Genomic DNA, 18,212 nt, shown 5'->3' with positions numbered 1-18,212 from the left:
TGTGCCTCTCGGTTGCTTCGTGCTATGGCGACGAGACGCGAGCCGGGGAAGGCGTCGGCGCGCGCGCCGGGAGGATCGATGAGTCGCCGGTTCACGAACAGCGGTTGGGCCGCGGCGGTCACGCTCGCGCTGCTCGGCGGATGCCAGCAGGCGCCGAAGCTCGGCGCCGCCGTGGGATCGCCCCCGCCGACCGGGCCGAGGATCGAGATCATCGGCGCGGCGCTGGACGCTGCCCAGCACGTCGTCGTCACCCTGCAGATCTCGCGCGACGAGCGGCCCCTCGGCCTCGCGGCAGCGCGGTCGCTCGGCCCGGCCTTCACGCTGGCGGCGCTCTCTCCGGATCCCGTGAACCCCGGCACCGCCCTGCCCGCGTGGCGCAGCCTCTTGCTCACCGGCGCGGAGACGCTCGCGAACCTCCCCGTGGCAGGGCCGGGCACGCCCGACGGAGCGGTGCTCCACGGTACGCGCCAGCCCGGCGCGGAGACGGCCGGGACCTGGACGGACCAGGGCGGCGGCGCGTTCACGTACACGCTCGCGGCCCCGCTCCCCGCCGGCCAGGACCTCGCGGAGACGCTGCGCGTCGGCGCGTTCCTGACCGGCGTCGCCGGGACCCAGCTCACCACCTCGACGTTCGACTTCGTGCCGAACCACGGGCCGCTCCGGGGGCGCGAGCTCGTCCTCGACACCGCCTGCGCGAGCTGCCACGGCACGCTGCGCGCGCACGACGGGTCCCGCACCGGCACCCGCATCTGCGTCACCTGCCACACGTACCAGCACGCGGACGGGCAGACGGTGGATCCGGCCGCGCCCGCCGCGGCGACCGCCGACACGGATCCGAACCCGCTCGAGCTGTCGCGCCTCGTGCACCGCATCCACCGCGGGAAGAACCTGCCGACGCTCTACGTGGCGAGCAGCGCCGTGGAGGCGCCGCCCATCGGCGCGACGAGCCCGAAGCCGTTCTTCACGGGGCGCAACACGCCGCTCCTCGGCCGGAGGTTCTCGGTGATCGGCGCGGAGAGCCGCGAGCGGATCTTCGGGCAGGTGGTCGCGCGCACCGACAACGGACAGCCGGCGAAGCTGGTCGCGCGCGGCGTCACGTTCCCCGTGGACCTCCGCAACTGCACCACGTGCCACGCGGGGGCGGCGCGCGAGGCGGCGCTCGCGACCGAGATCTCGCGGCGGAGCTGCCAGGGCTGCCACGCGGACGTCTGGTTCGGGGCGGGCGCGCCGCCGGACCCGGTCCACTTCGCCCACTCGGGCGGGCCGCAGCCCGACGACACGGGCTGCGCGAAGTGCCACGTGTCGCTCCCGGGGGATCCGGCTGACCAGGTGGACATCGCGGAGGCGCACGTCGCGCCGCTCCGGAGCCCGCGGCTGAACAGGCCGACGCTCGAGATCGTCGAGGTCAAGAACGCGCTGCCCGGCATGTCGCCGACGATCGTCTTCACGGTCTCGGATCGCGACGGCCTGCTCACGTCCCTGCTCTCGCCGACGCCGGCGCTCGACGCCACGAGCCCGGTGCCGCGGGGCGCCTTCGACGCGGCCCCGGGGCACAGCGGCTACTTCGAGGCCACCATCGCGGGCCCGGCCGATCCGGACTTCCGCTCGCTCGGCGCGGCCTCGCTCCCGATCAGCGAGCTCGTCCCGGTGGACATGGCGGCGGACGTGAACGGCCGCTTCAGCTACACGTTCAAGGCGACGCTCCCCGCCGACGCGAGCGGCACCTGGATCGCCGGCCTGGACACGCGGCGCGGCGCCTACACCCCGCTATGGGACCCCGTCGCGAACGCGTTCGCCTGGCCGTACACGGGCGAGTCCCTCTACGAGCCCGCCGACACCGCGACGGTGTGGATCGATCTCGCCGCGGGCGGCACGGGCGGGGGAAATCCGACGCCGCGCCGGCGCATCGTCGACGTCGCGAAGTGCAACGCCTGTCACGTGCGCATCGCCTATCACGGCCAGATGCGCATGCGCGTCGAGTACTGCTCCGCGTGCCACACCCCGGAGCGGACGGACTGGCACGCCCGCCCCAAGACCGCCGCGGGCGACACGGACCTCGCGAGCACCTACGACGGGATCGAGGAGCGCTCGATCCACTTCAAGGTGATGATCCACCGGATCCACACGGGCGGGCGCTCGGGCACGGCGGAGCTCTCGACCCTCCGCCCGTACGTCTCGTACGGTCGCTACGGGAGCTTCCGCTTCCGCGACATGGGCGAGTTCCCCGGAGACCTCGCCCGGTGCACGCTCTGTCACCTGGAGGGGACCTACCGCGTCGAGGCGGTCCCCGCGACCTCGCCGCCCACCGTCGCGAACGAGACGCCGACGATCCGTCACGCCGGATCGTCCGCTCACGGGGCGGACGAGCCGACGACGCCCCCGATCGCCGCGGCGTGCACCGCGTGCCACGCCACCGCCTACGCGATCTCCCACGCGGCGCGCGAGACGGGCAACGGCAAGGAGCAGTGCGTCTCCTGTCACGGCGTGAAGGGCCCGCAGTCGGTGGACAAGGTCCACCGCCTCCCGCTGCCGGTCCCCCTGTAGCCCCGCGCGAAGGATGCGAGAGGGCCCCGCTCGCCGCTCGAGGCGGCGGGGCCTCGCCGTACCCTCGCCCGCGCCCCGCTACTTCGCCTTCTCCGCCGGCTTCCCTGGCGCGGGGGCGGGCGCGGGCGCGGGCGGAGCGGCCGCCGGGTGCGTCCCCGGCGCCTGGGCCGGGCCGGGCTGCGCCGTCGGGACGACGACGACCTTCACGTCGGGCTTGAACGTCGCGTCGCGCAGCACGAGCTGTCCCTGGCGCGCGTAGTCGACGGAGTCGCCGAGGATCCGCAGCGCCTCCTGCGGGGCGTGGAAGCCGGTGGAGTTCTCCGCCTCGACGAAGTCCAGGTAGAACTGCGCGCGCCGCTGGAGGTACCGCGCCGCGTCGAGCTGCTCGGGGGTGGCCTTGCCCTCGCCCTGCGCCTTCTGGATGTCGCCGATGAGATCCATGAGCGCGTCCATCGCGATGTTCCGCTGCTTGTAGAAGCGGTCCTGCTCCGTGAGGACGCGGTTCTTGAGCTCGTCCGGCTTCACGCCCGCGTGGCACCTCGTGCAGGACGCCTCGACCTTGAGGAGCGGGCTGTTCACCTGGTGATCGGTGATCTTCTCGCCCTTGTACTGGATCTCCGGCATGTGGCAGTCGACGCAGGTGACGCCGGACCGGGCGTGGATGCCCTGGTTCCACATCTCGAACTCGGGGTGCTGGGCCTTGAGCGCGGGCGCGCCGGTCGTCTTGTGGACCCAGTCCTTGAACTTGATCTCGTCGTAGTACGCCAGGATGTCGTCCACCCGGATGCCGTTGAACCAGGGGTAGGTGAGCTGCTTGTCGTCGCCCTTGAAGTAGTACTCGACGTGGCACTGCCCGCAGACGAACGCGCGCATCTCCTTCTGCGAGGCCTGCTTGTTCACGTCGTAGTCCTTCACGCCCAGCTTCGCCTTGAGGGCGCGCATGCCGTTGATGAAGCCGGGCCGCGTGACCCGCAGGGCCATCGTCTCCGGGTCGTGGCAGTCGATGCAGGCGACCGGGTGCTCGACGAGCTTGCGCGTCTCCATGTAGGGCATCGCGTTCATCTTGCGGAACCCGGCCTCGAGGTCGCCGTTCCCGAGCTTCTTGTAGGGGACGTACACGGAGCCGTGGCACTGCATGCACGAGCCCGGCTGCTTCACGACCGCTTGACGCTTCGTGAAGGTCTGGTCCTCGAGCATGTACGCGTGGCCGCGCTCCTCGCGGAAGTCGACGCTGAAGGCGTAGCCCGCCCACATCGTCTTGAGGCGGGGGTCCTCCTCGATCTTCTCCTGCGAGACGACCGAGCGCGGGTCCGCCTCGTCCGGCGTGCGCGGCAGCGCCTCCGAGCCGCCGTACTTCGTGCGGACCTGGTCGACGGTCTTCTTGTAGGTCTCGTACTCGAGCGGATACTGCTTGCCCCACACGGCGGGATCGACGGTCTCGTCGGTGATCTGCGGGCCGGCGGCGGCGGGCGCGGCCTTCGCGGCCGGCTTCTTCGCCTTCGCGGCGGGCTTCTGCGCCTTGGCGGCGGGGGCGGGCCTCGCGGGCTTCTCCTGGGTCTGCGCCCGCGCGAGCGTCGCGGCGGCGCCGAGCAGCGCGACGAGGCCGAGGGCGAGCGCGGCGCGGCGGTTCTTGGGGGTCCGGTCGGTCATGGCCCCGTTGTGCAGCACGCCTCCCCGCGGCGAGGACTGCCAATGCGGGGCACGCCCGCCAGGGACGACGTGCAAACGGCCGCTTGCGGGGGAGGCGAACCGGCGGGCTCACCGGTAGTCGTCGCGCGACAGCCCGTACGCCTTCATCTTCTCGTACAGGTTCCGCTCGGCGATCCCCGCGGCGCGCGCGACCTCGCCGACCCGCCCGCGGTGCTCCTTGAGGAGCCGCGTCAGGTACTCGCGCTCGAACCGCTCGACGAGCCGCTGCTTCGCCTCGAGGAGCGGCAGGGACGGGTCCACGAGCGCCGCCGCGCCGTACGCGTCGGCGCGCGGTCCCGCGCCGAGGATCGGGGCGATCGCCGCCCACCCCATGAGCACGGCGCGCTCGCAGAGGTTGCGCAGCTCGCGGACGTTGCCGGGCCACGGGTAGGCGCGGGCGGCCGCGATGACGTCGGGCGGGGGCAGCGGCGCCCTGCGGCCGTAGCGCTTCGCGAACGAGCCCAGGAAGTGCTCCATGAGCGCGGGCAGGTCGCTCGTCCGCTCGCGCAGCGGCGGCAGGCGGAGCGGGATGACGTTCAGGCGGTAGTAGAGGTCGTCCCGGAAGCGGCCCTCGCGGACGAGCGCCTCGAGATCGCGGTTCGTCGCCGCCACGATGCGGACGTCCACGCGGATGGCGTCCTGGGCGCCGACGCGCGTGAGCTCCTGCTCCTGCAGCACCCGCAGGAGCTTCGCCTGGATGGCGAGATCGAGGTCGCCGACCTCGTCGAGGAACAGGGTCGAGCCGTGCGCCTGCTCGAACCGGCCGATCCGCCGCGCGACGGCGCCGGTGAACGCGCCCTTCTCGTGGCCGAAGAACTCGCTCTCCATGAGATCGCGCGGGATGGCGGTGCAGTTCACCGCCACGAAGGTGCGGTCCCGCCGCCCCGAGCGGTGGTGGATGGCGCGGGCGACGAGCTCCTTGCCGGTGCCGGTCTCGCCGCGCAGGAGCACCGTCGCGTCGGCGTCGGCGACCTGCTCCACCATCGAGAAGACCTCGCGCATCGCCGGCGAGGTCCCGACGATCTCCTCGAACCCGGACGCCCGCTCGAGCTCCCCGCGCAGGCGCGTCACGTCGCGGCGCTGCCGCTCGTGCGCCACCGCGTGGCGGAGCACGAGCGCGAGCTCGTCGTAGCGGATGGGCTTCGTGAGGTAGTGGAGCGCGCCCCTGCGCATCGCCTCGACCGCCGTCTCCACCGTCGCGTGCGCGGTGACGAGCACGACCGGCAGCGCGGGGCGGAGCGCGTGCACGCGATCCATGAGGGCGATGCCGTCGAGATCCGGCATCTTGAGATCGGAGACGACGGCGAGCGGGTCCGACTCCTCGAGCCGCGCGAGCGCCTCCGCGCCGGAGGAGGCGACGAGCACCTCGAAGCCCTCGAGGGAGAGGTTCGCCTTCGCGACCTTGCGCGTGCCGGGATCGTCGTCCACGACGAGGACGAGCCCCTCCGCGGCGACCGGGGCGCTCACGCCACCTCCGGAGCGGCGGAGCCTGCCGCGGGATCGGAGGGCCCCGCGGCGGCGCGGCGGACGGGGAACCGGATGGCGGCGACGGTGCCGCCGCCCTCGCGGCGCGAGAGGGCGAAGCGGGCGCGGTGCTGCTCGACGGCGCGCGAGACGACGACGAGGCCGAGCCCGGTCCCCGTCGGCTTCGTGGTCACGAAGGGCCGCAGCACCTCGTCGAGCTCCTCGGCGGGGATCCCGCAGCCGCGGTCGCGCACCTCGACCAGGATGGTCCCCTCGCCGCCGGCGGTCTCGTAGCGGCTCGCGAGCTCGACCGGCGCGCCGCCGCCCGCCTCGAACGCGTTCTGGAGGAGGTTCACCAGGGCCTCGGTGATCATGGGGGCGTCCACGTCGAGCACGGGCAGCTCCGGGGCGAGCTCGAGCCGCACCGCGTCCGCCGGGAGGCCGCGCGCGACGGCGGCCTTCCGGGCGGCCTCGCGCAGGAGCCGGTTGACGGACACCGGCGCCAGCTCCGGCTCGCCCGGGCGCGCGACCTGGAGCAGCTCGGAGACGAAGCGGTTCACCCGCTGGACCTCCGCGTCGATGAGGCCGGCGTACTCGGCGACCTCGGCGTCGCCGTCGAAGCGCCGGCTGAGGAACTGCGCCGCGCCGCCGATCGCGTTGAGGGGGTTCCGGAGCTCGTGGGCGATCTGCGCGGACATCTGCCCGAGCCCGGACAGCCGCTCCGCGTCGAGGAGCCGCCGCTCGAGCGTCCGCCGCTCGGCGATGTCGCGGATCACCATGACCGTGCCGAGGTACGCGCCGTCCGCGTTCTTCACCGGCGCGTAGGTCGTCTCGAACCGCCCCTCGCGCTCCTTGATGATCGAGTGCGCCGGGCCGGCGTCGTCCCCGTCGCGGAGGTAGCGCAGCACGCGGTCGAGCATGGAGTGCGAGGCCTTCGGGTGGCAGTCGCGGAGCGGCCGGCCCGCCCCGCCGGTGAGGTTGCGCAGCACGCGGCCCGCCTTGTTCACGAGCGCGACGCGCTCGTCCGCGTCGATGAAGAGGACGCCGTCCGCCATGGAGTCGAGGATCGCCTGCAGCCGCGAGAGGTCGGCGGCCCGGGCCTCGCGCGCCGCGTTCGCCGCCGCCAGCGCCTCGGCGAGCCGCTGGGTGCGATCGGCCACGCGCCGCGCCGCCCGCAGTACGAGGACGACCGCGATGCCGATGGCGAGGAAGGTGAGCCCCACGAGCGCCCAGATGCGTCGCGCCGAGGCGGCGAGCCTGGGCCCGAGCTCGGTCGTGTCGAGCGCCACGAGGAGCGCCCCGTTCACGGTCGCGGCGCCGTGGCAGCCGCGGCACGCGGGGCCGTTCGCGATCGGCTTCGAGAGGACGAAGCGGCGCTCGGTCCAGCGCGCCTCGGCGCCCAGGTCGAGGCGCGCGGGCGTCTCCCCCGCCGCGAAGCGGATCCGGCCTTCGGGGCCGGCGAGCGCCGCGCCGGCCACGCCCTGGGTGCGCGCCACCGCCGCGAGGATCGCGCCCATGCTCTCCGGCCGGTGCTCGTCCATGGCCTCCGTGACGGACCGCTCGAGCGCCTCGGCGAGCGCGCCAGCGCGACCCTCCACGAGCCGGCGCTCCGCGTGCGCCTCCTCGGTCTGGAGGTACGCGCCCGCGACGCCGGAGACCACGGCCGCGACGGCCAGGAGGAGGAGGGCGGTGCGGCCCGCTGCCGCGTAGGTCCCGACGGGCATGGCGCCGGAACCTACCGCGGGCGGACGGGAGCGGGGAAGGTGCCCGTCCGCCGCGGGCGCGGTGGAGGACGCGCGACCGCGGCGCCCGGGGCAGGCGACGGCGCGCGGCGGCGGGCCCCGGGGGACCCGCCGCACGAGGGGGCGTCAGCGCGCCGCGGCGAACGCCGCCTCGAAGTCCTCCTTGAGGTCGTCGATGTGCTCGATGCCGGTCGAGACCCGGATCTGATCGGGCGTGACCCCGGCGCTCTGCTGCTCCGCCTCCGAGAGCTGCTGGTGGGTGGTCGACGCGGGGTGGATGACGAGCGTCTTCGCGTCGCCGACGTTCGCGAGGTGCGAGGCGAGCTTCACCGAGTTGATGAACGCCTTCCCCGCCTCGAACCCCCCCTTGATCCCGAAGGTGAAGACGCCGCCGAACCCGTTCCGGAGGTACTTGCGGGCCCGCTGGTGGTGGGGGTGCTTCTCGAGCCCGGTGTAGTTCACCCACGCGACCGAGCGGTGCGTCTCGAGCCACTTCGCGAGCGCGAGCGTGTTGTCCACCTGGCGCTGCACGCGCAGGGAGAGCGTCTCGAGGCCCTGGAGCAGGAGGAACGCGTTGAAGGGCGAGAGCGCCGGCCCCAGGTCGCGGAGCCCCTCGACGCGGGCGCGGATGATGAACTGGATGTTGCCGAACGGCCCCTTCGGCCCGAACACGTCGTTGAACACGAGGCCGTGGTACCCCGGCGAGGGCTCGGTGAAGACCGGGAACTTGCCGCTCGCCGCCCAGTCGAACTTGCCGGAGTCGACGATCACGCCGCCGATCGAGGTGCCGTGCCCGCCGATCCACTTCGTCGCCGACTCGACGACGACGTCCGCCCCGTGCTCGATCGGCCGGACGAGGTAGCCGCCGGCGCCGAAGGTGTTGTCGACGATGAGCGGGATGCCGTTCGCGTGAGCGACCTTCGCGAGCTCCTCGAAGTCGGGCACGTTCCCGGCCGGGTTGCCGATGGACTCGACGTAGAGGGCCTTCGTGTGGCCGTCGATGGCCTTCGCGAGCGCGCCCACGTCGTCGCCGTCGACCAGCTTCACGCCGATGCCCAGCCGGGGCAGCGTCACCTTGAACTGGTTGTACGTACCGCCGTACAGCATGCTCGTGGAGACGACGTTGTCGCCCGCCTGGGCGATGTTGGCGATGGCGAGGAACTGCGCCGCCTGCCCGGACGCGGTCGCGAGCGCCGCGACGCCGCCCTCGAGGGCGGCGACCCGCTTCTCGAAGACGTCCGTCGTGGGGTTCATGATCCGCGTGTAGATGTTCCCGAACTCCTTCAGCGCGAACAGGTTCGCGCCGTGGTCCGCGCTGTCGAACGTGTAGGAGGTGGTCTGGTAGATGGGGACCGCACGGGCGTTCGTGCCGGGCGCCGGTTCCTGTCCGGCGTGGACCTGGAGCGTCTCGAAGCGCAGCTTCCGGTCGGAGGGGATGGTCATCGGCGTCCTCGGGGTTATCCGTTAAGTGAGACGAGCATCCTATTTGGCGGACAAGCGCGGCGTCAAGCCGCGTCCCCGCCTTGCGCGCTTGCTGACGCGGTCGCGTCTCCCCAGCCTCGGGGGTACAGTCCAGCCCCCTTTTCACCATGGAGACCCGACCCTTGGCCGAACTCTCCCCTCGCAACGTCCCGGAGCTGTTCCTGGAGCGCGTCGGCAAGACGCCGGCCGCGGAGGCGTTCCGCTACCCCGTGGACGGAGGGTGGAAGAGCCTCACCTGGGCGGACACCGAGGCGCGAGTGCGCGCGATCTCGAGCGGGCTGCGCGCGCTCGGCGTCGAGAACGAGCAGGTCTGCGCCATCCTGTCGTCCACGCGCATCGAGTGGGTCCTCTCCGACCTCGGCGTGCTCTGCGCGGGCGCGGCGACGAGCACGATCTACCCCTCGTCGACGCCCGAGGAGAGCGCGTTCATCCTCGCCGACTCGGGCTCGGTGGTCGCGTTCGCGGAGAACGGCGAGCAGATCGCCAAGCTCGCCTCCCGCCGCGCCGAGCTGCCGGCGCTCCGCCACGTGGTGACCTTCGACGGCCCGCCCAGCGCTGACGGCTGGGTGATCACGCTGGCACAGCTCGAGGAGCGGGGGCGCGCCCACGACGCCGCGCATCCGGGCGAGTTCGAGGAGCGCGCGGCCGCCCTGCGCGGCGACGCGCTCGCGACGCTCATCTACACCTCGGGCACGACGGGCCAGCCGAAGGGCGTCGAGCTGACGCACGCCTGCTGGATCACCCAGTCGAAGGCGGTCCAGGACACCGGCATCCTCGGCCACCCCGACCCGCTGCAGTTCTTCTGGCTCCCGCTCGCGCACGTCTTCGGGAAGATGATCGGGACGGCGCAGCTGCGCATCGGGTTCCCGACCGCCATCGACGGGCGCATCGAGCGGATCGTCGAGAACCTGAGCGTCATCCGGCCGACCTTCGTCTGCGCGGTGCCCCGCATCTTCGAGAAGGTCCACGCCAAGGTGCTCCAGAACGCTCGCGAGGGCGGCGCCGTGAAGGCGGCCATCTTCCGCTGGGCGCTCGACGTGGGCCTCGCGCGCTCGCGCGCGCTGCGGGCGGGGAAGCAGCCGTCGGCCGTGCTCGCCGCCCAGTTCGCGGCCGCGGACCGGCTCGTGTTCCAGAAGGTCCGCGCGCTGTTCGGCGGGCGGCTCCGGTTCTTCGTGTCGGGCTCCGCGCCGCTGTCCAAGGACGTCGCCGAGTTCTTCGACGCCATGGGGGTCGTGATCCTGGAGGGCTACGGCCTCACCGAGTCGTCCGCCGCGACGCACGTGAACCTGCCCGGCGCGCGGCGGCTCGGGACCGTGGGCCCGGCGCTGCCCGGCATCGAGGTGAAGATCGCCGAGGACGGCGAGATCCTGATGCGCGGCCCCTGGATCATGCGCGGCTACCGCGGGCTGCCGGAGCTGACGGCGGAGGCGCTCGACGCGGAGGGCTTCCTGCACACCGGCGACGTCGGCCACCTCGACGCGGACGGCTTCCTCGCCATCACCGATCGCAAGAAGGACCTCATCAAGACCTCGGGGGGCAAGTACGTGGCGCCGACCGAGCTCGAGGGGCGCCTCAAGGTGCTCTCCCCGGTGCTGGCCCAGGTGCTGGTCCACGGCGATCGCCGCAACTACGTCACCGCCCTCGTGACGCTCGAGCCGGAGGCGGCCGCCCGCTGGGCCGGGCAGCACGGCCTGGGGAACCTCTCTCCCGACGCGCTCGCGCGCGCCCCCGAGGTGAGGGCGCTCGTCCAGCGCGCGGTCGATCAGCTCAACGCGGGGCTGCCGCGCTTCGCGACCGTCAAGCGCTTCACGATCCTGCCGCGCGACTTCAGCGAGGCCGCGGGGGAGGTCACCGCCTCCCAGAAGCTGAAGCGAAAGCTGGTCGAGCAGCGCTACCGCGCCGAGCTCGACGCCATGTACCGCGAGCCGCCGCGCGGTCCCTGACGCGAGGGCGCGCCGCGCTACTCGGCGGCGAGCGTGGCGCGCAGCCGCCCGAGCGACGACTCCGCGTCCGAGAGGAACCGCACGTCCTCGACGCGCACGCGGCGGGCGAGCGCGAGCGTCTCCTCGTACGCGGTCATCGCCTTGGCGGCGAGCACGCGGACCTCGCGGCGGAGCTCCGCGCGGTAGCTCGCCGCCTGCTCGTCGTGGAGCCCGGGCGGAAGCGGCGCCTCGAGGAGCTGCTCGCGCAGCGCGTCGTACAGCTCGCCGACCCGGTATCCCGCGGCCACCGCCCACCGCTCGTCGCCGAGCCGGATGGCCGCGAGGTACTCCTCCTGGGCGGACAGGAGCAGCTGCGACTTGCGCTCGAGCTCGGCGGCGAGGGCGCCGTCGTCGCCCTGCGTCGGATCGAGCGGGGCGGCGAGGAGCGCCGCGCGCCGGAGCTCGCCGAGGTAGAAGCGGGCCTGGGCGGCGGCCGCCGGCGCGAGCCGCTCCGTCGCGCTCGCCGCCGCATACGCCGCGAGCGCCTCCCGCAGCGTGGCCTCCGACCGCGCCGGCTCGCCGCCGTCCATCTCGACGACGCCGCGCTCGGCGAGGGCCCGGACGCGCGCGGCCGCGGGCAGCTCCGGGCGCGCGAGGATCCGCTCGAGCGCGGCCCGTGCCTCGGGGAGGTCGTCGAGCTGGTAGTGCGCCTCCGCCGCGCGGAATGCCCCCTCGAGCCCCTCGGGTCCGCCGCGCGCCTCGAGCGCGCGGAACCGCTCGAGCGCGAGCCGCCACTCCGCCTGCCGCGCGTAGGCGGCGCCCGCTCCGAGGAGCGCCTCCGCGAGGTGCGGCGAGCGCGGGTACCGGTCGGCGAGCGCCGCGAAGGCGGCGGCGGCGCGCGCGTCGTCGCCCGGGCTGGCTGCGCCAGCGGCGGCGTTGCCGATCGCGAGGAGCTCCTCGTCGTTCTTGCCGGCGAGCTCCGCGTCGAGGGCGGTGCGGGCGGGGGCCTCGGGAGCGAACGTCACGCCCGGGTCTCCGGGCGGGCGGCGGGCGGTGGCGCAGGCGAGGAGGAGCGTGGCGGAGACGAGGAGGGCGCGGCGCATCGTGGGAGGAGCCTAACCCGCGAGGACCGAGAGGAGCATCTTCCGCGTTCGTGGCCCGTCGAACTCGCACAGGTAGACGCCCTGCCAGGTGCCGAGCACGAGCTCCCCGCGCTCGACGACGATCGTGGCGGAGCTGCCGACCAGCGACGCCTTCACGTGCGCGTCGCTGTTCCCCTCCGCGTGCCGGTACGCGCCGCCGGGCGGGCGCTCGGGGACGGCGTTCGCGAGCGCGAGGAGGAGGTCCGTGCGCACGTCCGGATCCGCGTTCTCCTGGATGGTGATCCCTGCGGTGGTGTGGGGGACGAACGCGACGAGGACCCCGCTCTCGACTCCGCTCCGGTGGAGCGCCGCCCGCACCTCCGCGGTGACGTCGACGAGCTCGTTCGAGGCGCGGGTCTTGATCTCGAGCGGAGGGAGGAGCATGGCCTCGGGAAGCTAAACGGCCGCGCGGGATTCGACAACGCGCGAGCGGAGCGAGGCCGCCGGGACGGACGCCGCTCCCGGCGGCGCACGGGACCCGGCGAGCAGGGATGGGGTCCCGGGCGACGGCGGTCAGCCGTCGGCGGGGCGGGGCGCAGTCCCCGTTCAGAGCCGCTCGGCGAGCCTGGCGAGACCGCGCAGGTCGTGGACGTCGCTCTCCAGGCGCGGGACCACCGCGTACGGGGCCGACACCGCCTCGAACAGCCGCTCGAGCGCCCGGCGCTCCGCCGCCGCGAGCATCTGGTGCTCGGCGAGCGTCTCCGCGAGGCGGCGCGCGAACCCGCGGTCGTTTCCCCCGCGCTCGCCGAGCGGCGACGCGAGGTCCTCCGGGGAGGGCAGGGGCGCCGCGCCCGGCCACAGATCCGGGGTGACCCGGTTCGCCACCAGCCCGGCGACCGGCATCGACTCGGCGTGGAGCCGCTCGTGGAACGCCATCGCCTCGTCGATCGAGATCGGGCTCGGCGAGGTGACGAGCACGAAGCCGACCTCCGGGCGCGAGAGCAGGGCCCGCACGGCGCCGGCGCGGTCCTTGAAACCCTCGTACATGCCCTGGAAGCCCTGCAGGAAGTCGCCGAGGTCGGACAGCGCGGCCTGCCCGGTGAAGCGCGCGAGCGTCTTCGCGACGTAGCCGCCGCCGAGCTGCGCGAGCCGGAGCCCGAGCTTGCCGGCGCCGATCGCCGGCGCGAGCAGCACGCGCGCCGCGTCGTTGCCGAGGAAGTCGAGGATCCGATCCGGCGCGTCGAGGAAGTCGAGCGCGTGGGCGGTCGGCGGCGTGTCGAGGACGATGAGGTCGTAGTCGCGGTCGGTGGCGAGCTCGTACAGCTTCTCCATCGCCATGTACTCCTGCGAGCCGGCGAGCGCGGAGGACATCTGCTGGTAGAGCCGGTTCTTCAGGATCCGCTCGCGGCGGGCGGGATCCGGCGCGTGGCGCGCGACGAGGTCGTCCCACGTGCGCTTCACGTCGAGCATCATGGCGTGGAGCTCGCCCTTCGCCCGGAGCCCCGCCTCCGCGAACTTGTGATCGGGGACGCGCGACTCGACGTTCCCGAGCGACGTGAGGCCGAGCGCGTTCGCGAGGCGGCGCGCGGGATCGATGGTGCAGACGAGCACGCGCCCGCCGGCGAGCGCGCGGTCGAGCGCGATCGCCGCCGCGACGGTGGTCTTCCCCACGCCCCCCGAGCCCACGCACACCACGATGCGCCGGCCCGCCGTCGTGTCGCGCACGGGCGTCACGGCGCCGGCTCCGGCGGCGCGGCCGCGATCGCGTCGGCGATCCGCTCGACGGCCGCCGCGCCCCACTCCGCGACGGGCAGCAGCGGGAGCACCGTGGTGGGGAGGTCGAGGGCGGCGCGCGCGCGCGCGAGGTAGCGCTGCGCCTGCTCGGCGCGGAGCGCCTGCAGGCGGGCGGCGGCGGCGGCGGGCCCGAGGGGGGGCGGCTCACCCGCGAGCGACTCGAGGCGCGCCTCCTCCTCGTGCGTGAAGCGCGCCTCGGGCATCGCGTTCACGAACAGGGCGGCGCGCGGGACGCCGAGCTCGCTGCGCACCTGGGCGTCGAGGTCGATCGCCTCGTTCACCGGCATCTCCTCGGGCAGCGTGACGATCGCGAGCGCCGTCCGGGCCGGGTCGAGCAGCAGGGCCTGCATCCACTCCGCGTCGCCGCGCAGCGGCCCCGCGGGCACCGTGTCGAGGAGCGCCGAGGGCACCCGCAGGAGCTGGACCGCGTGGCCCGTCGCGGGCGCGTCCACGATGACGACGTCCCAGCGCGGCCGGCCGCGCTCCTCGGACTTCGCCTCGAAGAGGATCTTGCCGAGCATGACCAGCTCGGCGAGCGAGGGGATCACCCGGAGGAAGTGCCGCACCAGCCGGTTCTCGAAGACGGCGTCGTAGATGGTCCGGAACTTGAGGACCATTATCCCGTACTCGCGCATCGCGTCGGGCGGGGTGACGTTCAAGGTGAAGAGGCCCGGGCGCGCCTCGCGGATCTGCGCCCCGGCCGGCGGCGCGCCGAGGAGCGGCGCGATGCGCTCGCGCGCGTTCACCTCGCAGACGAGCACGCGCTTCCCGGCGCGCGCGGCGAGCACGGCGAGGGCGGCCGACACGGTCGACTTCCCCACGCCGCCCTTGCCCGTCACCACGACGAGCCTCCGATCGAGAAGGGTCGGGGTGGGCACGAGGCTTGACAAGCTAGCGAGGGGAGGGTGACAAGTCCAACATGCCGTTCGACGAGATGCTCAGGAACCCCATGCTGAAGCGCGCCCTGGAGGCGAGCGAGGAAAGGATGGGGCGTTTCGTCGGCAAGCTCCTCGCGAGCGAGCGCGTGACCACCGGGCTGCAGACCCTCTTCTCCTCCGCGGTGCAGGCCAAGGAGACCTTCGACAAGGGCGTGCGCCAGGCGCTGCACGCGGCGAACCTGCCCTCCAAGGACGAGGTCGCCTCGCTCAAGCAGAAGCTGTCCGAGCTCGAGTCGATGATCGACGGCCTCGCCGCCAAGGTGGAGCGCGGCGCGGACGACGACGGCCGCGAGTAGCATGCGGCGGATCGCCTTCGTCAACGAGAAGGGCGGCACCTGCAAGACCACGCTCTGCGTGAACGTGGCGGCGCACCTCGCCGCGCGCGGGCTGCGCGTCCTGGTCGCGGACCTCGACACGCAGGGCCACGCCGGCAAGTCGCTGGGCGTCGACGTGCGCGGGCTCTCCCCCACCATCCACGACCTCCTCGCGGGCGATCGGCCCATGGACGCGATCGCCGTCCGGACGCCCATCCAGGGGCTCGAGCTCCTGCCCGCGAACAAGGAGCTCGCCGCGTTCCCGGTCGCGGTGGCGTCGTCGCCCGATCGGGCCGAGCGGCTCGCCCGGCGCCTCGACGCGATCCCGGCGGGCCGCTACGACGCGGTGCTCATCGACGCGCCGCCCTCGGTGTCGCTCGTCACCGAGAACGTGCTCGTCGCGGCGAGCGAGATCGTCATCCCGGTCGCGCTCACGTACCTGGCGCTCGACGGCTGCGCGGAGATGGTGCAGAGCCTCGACGCGATGCGCGCGGCGCGCGGCAGGGCGCCCGCGCTCACCCTGGTCGTCCCGACGCTCTACCGGAAGACGCAGCTCGCGGACGAGATCCTCGCGCGGCTCCGCGCGCGCTTCCCGGCGGAGCTGTCCGCCCACGTGCTCGGCTGGTCCGTCAAGATCGACGAGGCCCAGAGCCACGGGCGCACGATCTTCGAGTACGCGCCGCGCTCGTCGGGCGCGCGGGCCCTCGCCGCGATCGCCGACGAGATCCTGGCGCGCGCGCCCGCGGCCTGAGCGCTACGGCTTCGGGGCGAGGTCGTCGAGCCGCTTCTCGAGCGCCTCGATCCGCCGCGAGATGTCGTCGAGCTGCTTCCGCGCGTCCGAGACGGTGGACATCTGCTCGACCGCGGTGCGCACCCGCTCGTCGACCCGCTTCTGGAACGCGGTCATCGTCTCCTGCGACGACTGCACCATCTCCCGGGCGCGATCGCTCGTCTGCTGACCCTTCACGAGCAGGGTCTGCACCCGCTGCTCGGCGGCGGCGCGGACCGCCTCGACGCGGCCGCGCAGCTCGGCCTGCGTCCCCTCGACGAGCCGCTGCGCCACCTCGCCGCCGTGGCGGATCAGATCGCGCAGCGTGTCGAGGCTCATCTTCGAGGTCTTCTTCTCCTCCTCGAAGATGATCTGCGCGAGCGTGACGGACGTGAGATCCTCCTTCGTCCGGTTGTCGATGATCTTCACCTCGGCGCCCGCCTTGATCATCTGGGCGATCTCGTCGAGGGTCACGTAGCGCGACTCGACCGTGTCGTAGAGCTTACGGTTGGTGTAGCGCTTGATGACCTTGGGCTCGCGCCCACCCGCGGAGGGCTCGCTGGCTGCGGGGCGTTCTTCGTTCATGGGGGCCGTCCGAGGTGAGTAAGTGCGCGAACTCAAAGGATTGTTCTGGGGCGGACGCTTTGTGTCAAGCGCCGCAGCGGTGTAATCTGCGGATCCCGAGTGGGGCCGCATGATCGTCCTCTGCACCAGCTGTCAAGCGAGGTTCCGCGTCGCGGACGAGAAGATCGGCCCGCGCGGCGCCAAGGTGCGCTGCTCGCAGTGCAAGACGGTCTTCGCCGTGCAGCGTGAGCACGGCGGGACGCCGCCCGCCGCGGTGCCCGCCCCGGCGCCGCGCGCGCCGGCGCTCGACGTCGAGCTCGAGCCGCCCGCGCGCTCCTCCGCACCGGCGTCCGGCGATCCCTTCGCGTTCCCCCCGCCGCCGGAGCCGTCGTTCGCTCGCCCGGACACCTTCGCTGCCCCTTCGTTCGATCCGTTCGCCCCCGCGGCGCCCGCCGGGCCGGAGGCCGACCCCTTCGCGTGGACCATCCCGGCGCCCGCCGCGCGCGAGCCGCACGCGACCGAGGCCGATCCCTTCCAGGCGGCGGATCCGTTCGCCTCCTCGACGGCGAGCGACGATCCGTTCGCCGCCGGCGCCGGCGACGCCGCCGGCGCGCCCGAGGAAGAGGCCTCCTCCTTCGGGGCCGACCCCTGGGCCGCGACCGGCAGCGCGGCGCTCGCGGAGGTGGCGGACGGTCCCGCGGAGTCCTCGGGCCGCGCGCGCGGGCTGCCGCTCACGGACCTCGCCGACCTGCTCGGCGCCGCGCCGGCTCCCGCCGAGCCGCCGCCCGAGCCCGCCGGCGAGGCGGCCCCGCCCTCCGGGCCCGATCTGACGCTCGAGGATCGCGAGACGCCGGCGGCGTTCCGTGCGTCCGGCGGCGGCCGCGACCGCTCGCGCGGCGCGTTCGGCGGCTCGGAGCCGGCGTTCGGCGGGCCGGGTCTCGCGCTCGACTCCGAGCCCGCGTTCGCCTTCGGTGCGCCGGGCCTCGAGCTGTCCGAGCTCTCCTCGCACCCCGAGCCGTCCTTCGCACCCGCGCACCACGCCTCCGCCGCGCTCGCCCTCGCCACGGAGCCGACGCCTGCGCCCGCTCCGCGCGCCCCGCTCCGCCCGCCGCCCCTGCCGATCCCGGCGCACGTCCCCACGACGCTAGACTTCATCCCCGTCGCCGAGGTGCCGGAGCCGCACGCGCCGGTGCGCGCGGCGCCGTTCACGGCCCCGCCCGCCTCGGCGCGGCGAGGCTCCTCGGCGCGCGGCGCGCGGCTGACCGCGCTCGCCGTGAACGCCGTCGCGCTCGTGGCCGTGCTCGCCATCGCGCTCGCGATGCTCGTCGTGTGGCGCGGCGGGCGCATCGAGGCCGCGGCGTTCCGGCCGGCGGCCATCGCCGCCGCCCTCCGCCACGGCACGCCCGCGGGCCCGTTCGTCGCGTCCGACGTCCGCAGCGGCCTCTACGATAGGGAGCGCGCCGCCCCCATCCTGTTCGTCCGCGGCTCCATCGTCTCGCACGCGCCGGCGCGGGTCCGCTCGGTCCGGGTCGCGGTGGAGGTGGTGCGCGAGGGGACGGTGATCGCGCGCGGGGAGGCGCTCGCGGGGGCGGTCCCGGGCCCGGAGGATCTCTGGCGCGCGGCCACTCCGGAGGCGCTCGCCCGGGCGTCCCGCGCCGCCGCCCGGCGTGCGCCCGACGAGATCCGGCCCGGGGACGAGGTGCCCTTCCTCGTCGCGATCGACGAGTACCCGCCGCAGCTCGCCGGGGCGGCGCTGCGCATCTCCGCCGCGCCGGAGGAGGCGCGCCGGAGGTGACGGGCGCGACCGCGCCGGAGGTCCTGGCGGCGCGGCGGCTCGCGCGGCGGCTCGGGGCGCTCGAGGAGGGAGAGATCCGCGCCCGCGCCGCGTGACGCGAGATCGGCGCCGAG

The 18,212-nt window shown here is 74.1% G+C and carries 14 protein-coding genes; 5 read left to right on the top strand and 9 right to left on the bottom strand.

Features of this window, described 5'->3' with window-relative positions; translation table 11 throughout:
- Positions 1-78 precede the first annotated feature (78 nt).
- Positions 79-2,544 (top strand): OmcA/MtrC family decaheme c-type cytochrome, encoded by a 2,466-nt coding sequence (locus tag MNY60_RS14080; RefSeq protein ID WP_242338769.1) that lies wholly within the window; start codon positions 79-81, stop codon positions 2,542-2,544.
- Between the two features lie 78 nt (positions 2,545-2,622).
- On the opposite strand, the gene MNY60_RS14075 is transcribed toward MNY60_RS14080, so the two are convergent.
- The 4 genes from MNY60_RS14075 to MNY60_RS14060 all read right to left on the bottom strand — a co-directional run bounded on the left by MNY60_RS14075 (position 2,623) and on the right by MNY60_RS14060 (position 8,882).
- Positions 2,623-4,194 carry an ammonia-forming cytochrome c nitrite reductase subunit c552 gene (locus tag MNY60_RS14075; protein ID WP_242338771.1) on the bottom strand — a complete coding sequence of 524 codons (1,572 nt, stop codon included), beginning with the start codon at positions 4,192-4,194 and terminating at the stop codon, positions 2,623-2,625.
- A gap of 108 nt (positions 4,195-4,302) precedes the next feature.
- A complete protein-coding gene (locus tag MNY60_RS24315) occupies positions 4,303-5,700 on the bottom strand; it encodes a sigma-54 dependent transcriptional regulator (protein ID WP_242338773.1) in 1,398 nt (465 codons plus the stop codon).
- Positions 5,697-7,421 carry a nitrogen regulation protein NR(II) gene (locus MNY60_RS14065; protein WP_242338775.1) on the bottom strand — a complete coding sequence of 575 codons (1,725 nt, stop codon included), beginning with the start codon at positions 7,419-7,421 and terminating at the stop codon, positions 5,697-5,699. Before MNY60_RS14065 ends, MNY60_RS24315 begins: the two co-directional genes overlap by 4 nt.
- Positions 7,422-7,565: 144 nt before the next feature.
- Entirely contained in the window at positions 7,566-8,882 is a 1,317-nt protein-coding gene (locus tag MNY60_RS14060) for an O-acetylhomoserine aminocarboxypropyltransferase/cysteine synthase family protein (protein WP_242360878.1), read from the bottom strand.
- A gap of 161 nt (positions 8,883-9,043) precedes the next feature.
- On the opposite strand from MNY60_RS14060, the gene MNY60_RS14055 reads away from it, so the two are divergent.
- Entirely contained in the window at positions 9,044-10,864 is a 1,821-nt protein-coding gene (locus tag MNY60_RS14055) for a long-chain fatty acid--CoA ligase (protein WP_242355480.1), read from the top strand.
- A gap of 17 nt (positions 10,865-10,881) precedes the next feature.
- On the opposite strand, the gene MNY60_RS14050 is transcribed toward MNY60_RS14055, so the two are convergent.
- From MNY60_RS14050 to MNY60_RS14035, 4 genes are all read right to left on the bottom strand, one after another.
- A complete protein-coding gene (locus tag MNY60_RS14050) occupies positions 10,882-11,946 on the bottom strand; it encodes a hypothetical protein (protein ID WP_242338781.1) in 1,065 nt (354 codons plus the stop codon).
- A gap of 12 nt (positions 11,947-11,958) precedes the next feature.
- A complete protein-coding gene (locus tag MNY60_RS14045) occupies positions 11,959-12,369 on the bottom strand; it encodes a secondary thiamine-phosphate synthase enzyme YjbQ (protein ID WP_242338783.1) in 411 nt (136 codons plus the stop codon).
- Positions 12,370-12,531: 162 nt separating this feature from the next.
- Complete coding sequence (locus MNY60_RS14040) at positions 12,532-13,659, bottom strand: ArsA-related P-loop ATPase (RefSeq protein ID WP_242338785.1); 1,128 nt, start codon at positions 13,657-13,659, stop codon at positions 12,532-12,534.
- Positions 13,656-14,597, bottom strand: a complete 942-nt coding sequence (locus MNY60_RS14035; protein WP_242338787.1) for an ArsA-related P-loop ATPase — start codon at positions 14,595-14,597, stop codon at positions 13,656-13,658. The genes MNY60_RS14040 and MNY60_RS14035 overlap by 4 nt, the downstream gene beginning before the upstream one ends.
- Positions 14,598-14,638: 41 nt before the next feature.
- Here MNY60_RS14035 and MNY60_RS14030 point away from each other — a divergent pair, with 41 nt between their 5' ends.
- On the top strand, positions 14,639-14,953 hold the full coding sequence (locus MNY60_RS14030) for a hypothetical protein (RefSeq protein ID WP_242338789.1): 315 nt from the start codon (positions 14,639-14,641) through the stop codon (positions 14,951-14,953).
- 1 nt (position 14,954) lies between these two features.
- Positions 14,955-15,722: a ParA family protein gene (locus tag MNY60_RS14025; protein ID WP_242338791.1), complete on the top strand. Its 768-nt coding sequence runs from the start codon at positions 14,955-14,957 to the stop codon at positions 15,720-15,722.
- A 3-nt stretch (positions 15,723-15,725) separates the two neighbouring features.
- Here the strand turns inward: MNY60_RS14025 and MNY60_RS14020 are convergent, their stop codons facing one another.
- Positions 15,726-16,325, bottom strand: coding sequence for a polyhydroxyalkanoate synthesis regulator DNA-binding domain-containing protein (locus MNY60_RS14020; RefSeq protein ID WP_242338792.1), 600 nt, complete (start codon positions 16,323-16,325; stop codon positions 15,726-15,728).
- 109 nt (positions 16,326-16,434) lie between these two features.
- On the opposite strand from MNY60_RS14020, the gene MNY60_RS14015 reads away from it, so the two are divergent.
- On the top strand, positions 16,435-18,099 hold the full coding sequence (locus MNY60_RS14015) for a zinc-ribbon domain-containing protein (protein WP_242360876.1): 1,665 nt from the start codon (positions 16,435-16,437) through the stop codon (positions 18,097-18,099).
- Positions 18,100-18,212: the final 113 nt, after the last annotated feature.

It is taken from the genome of Anaeromyxobacter sp. SG17 (assembly GCF_022690695.1).
Classification (GTDB): Bacteria; Myxococcota; Myxococcia; order Myxococcales; family Anaeromyxobacteraceae; genus Anaeromyxobacter; species Anaeromyxobacter soli.
Note: the sequence above shows the minus strand (reverse complement) of the source record. Positions and strands in the feature narration are given on the sequence as shown.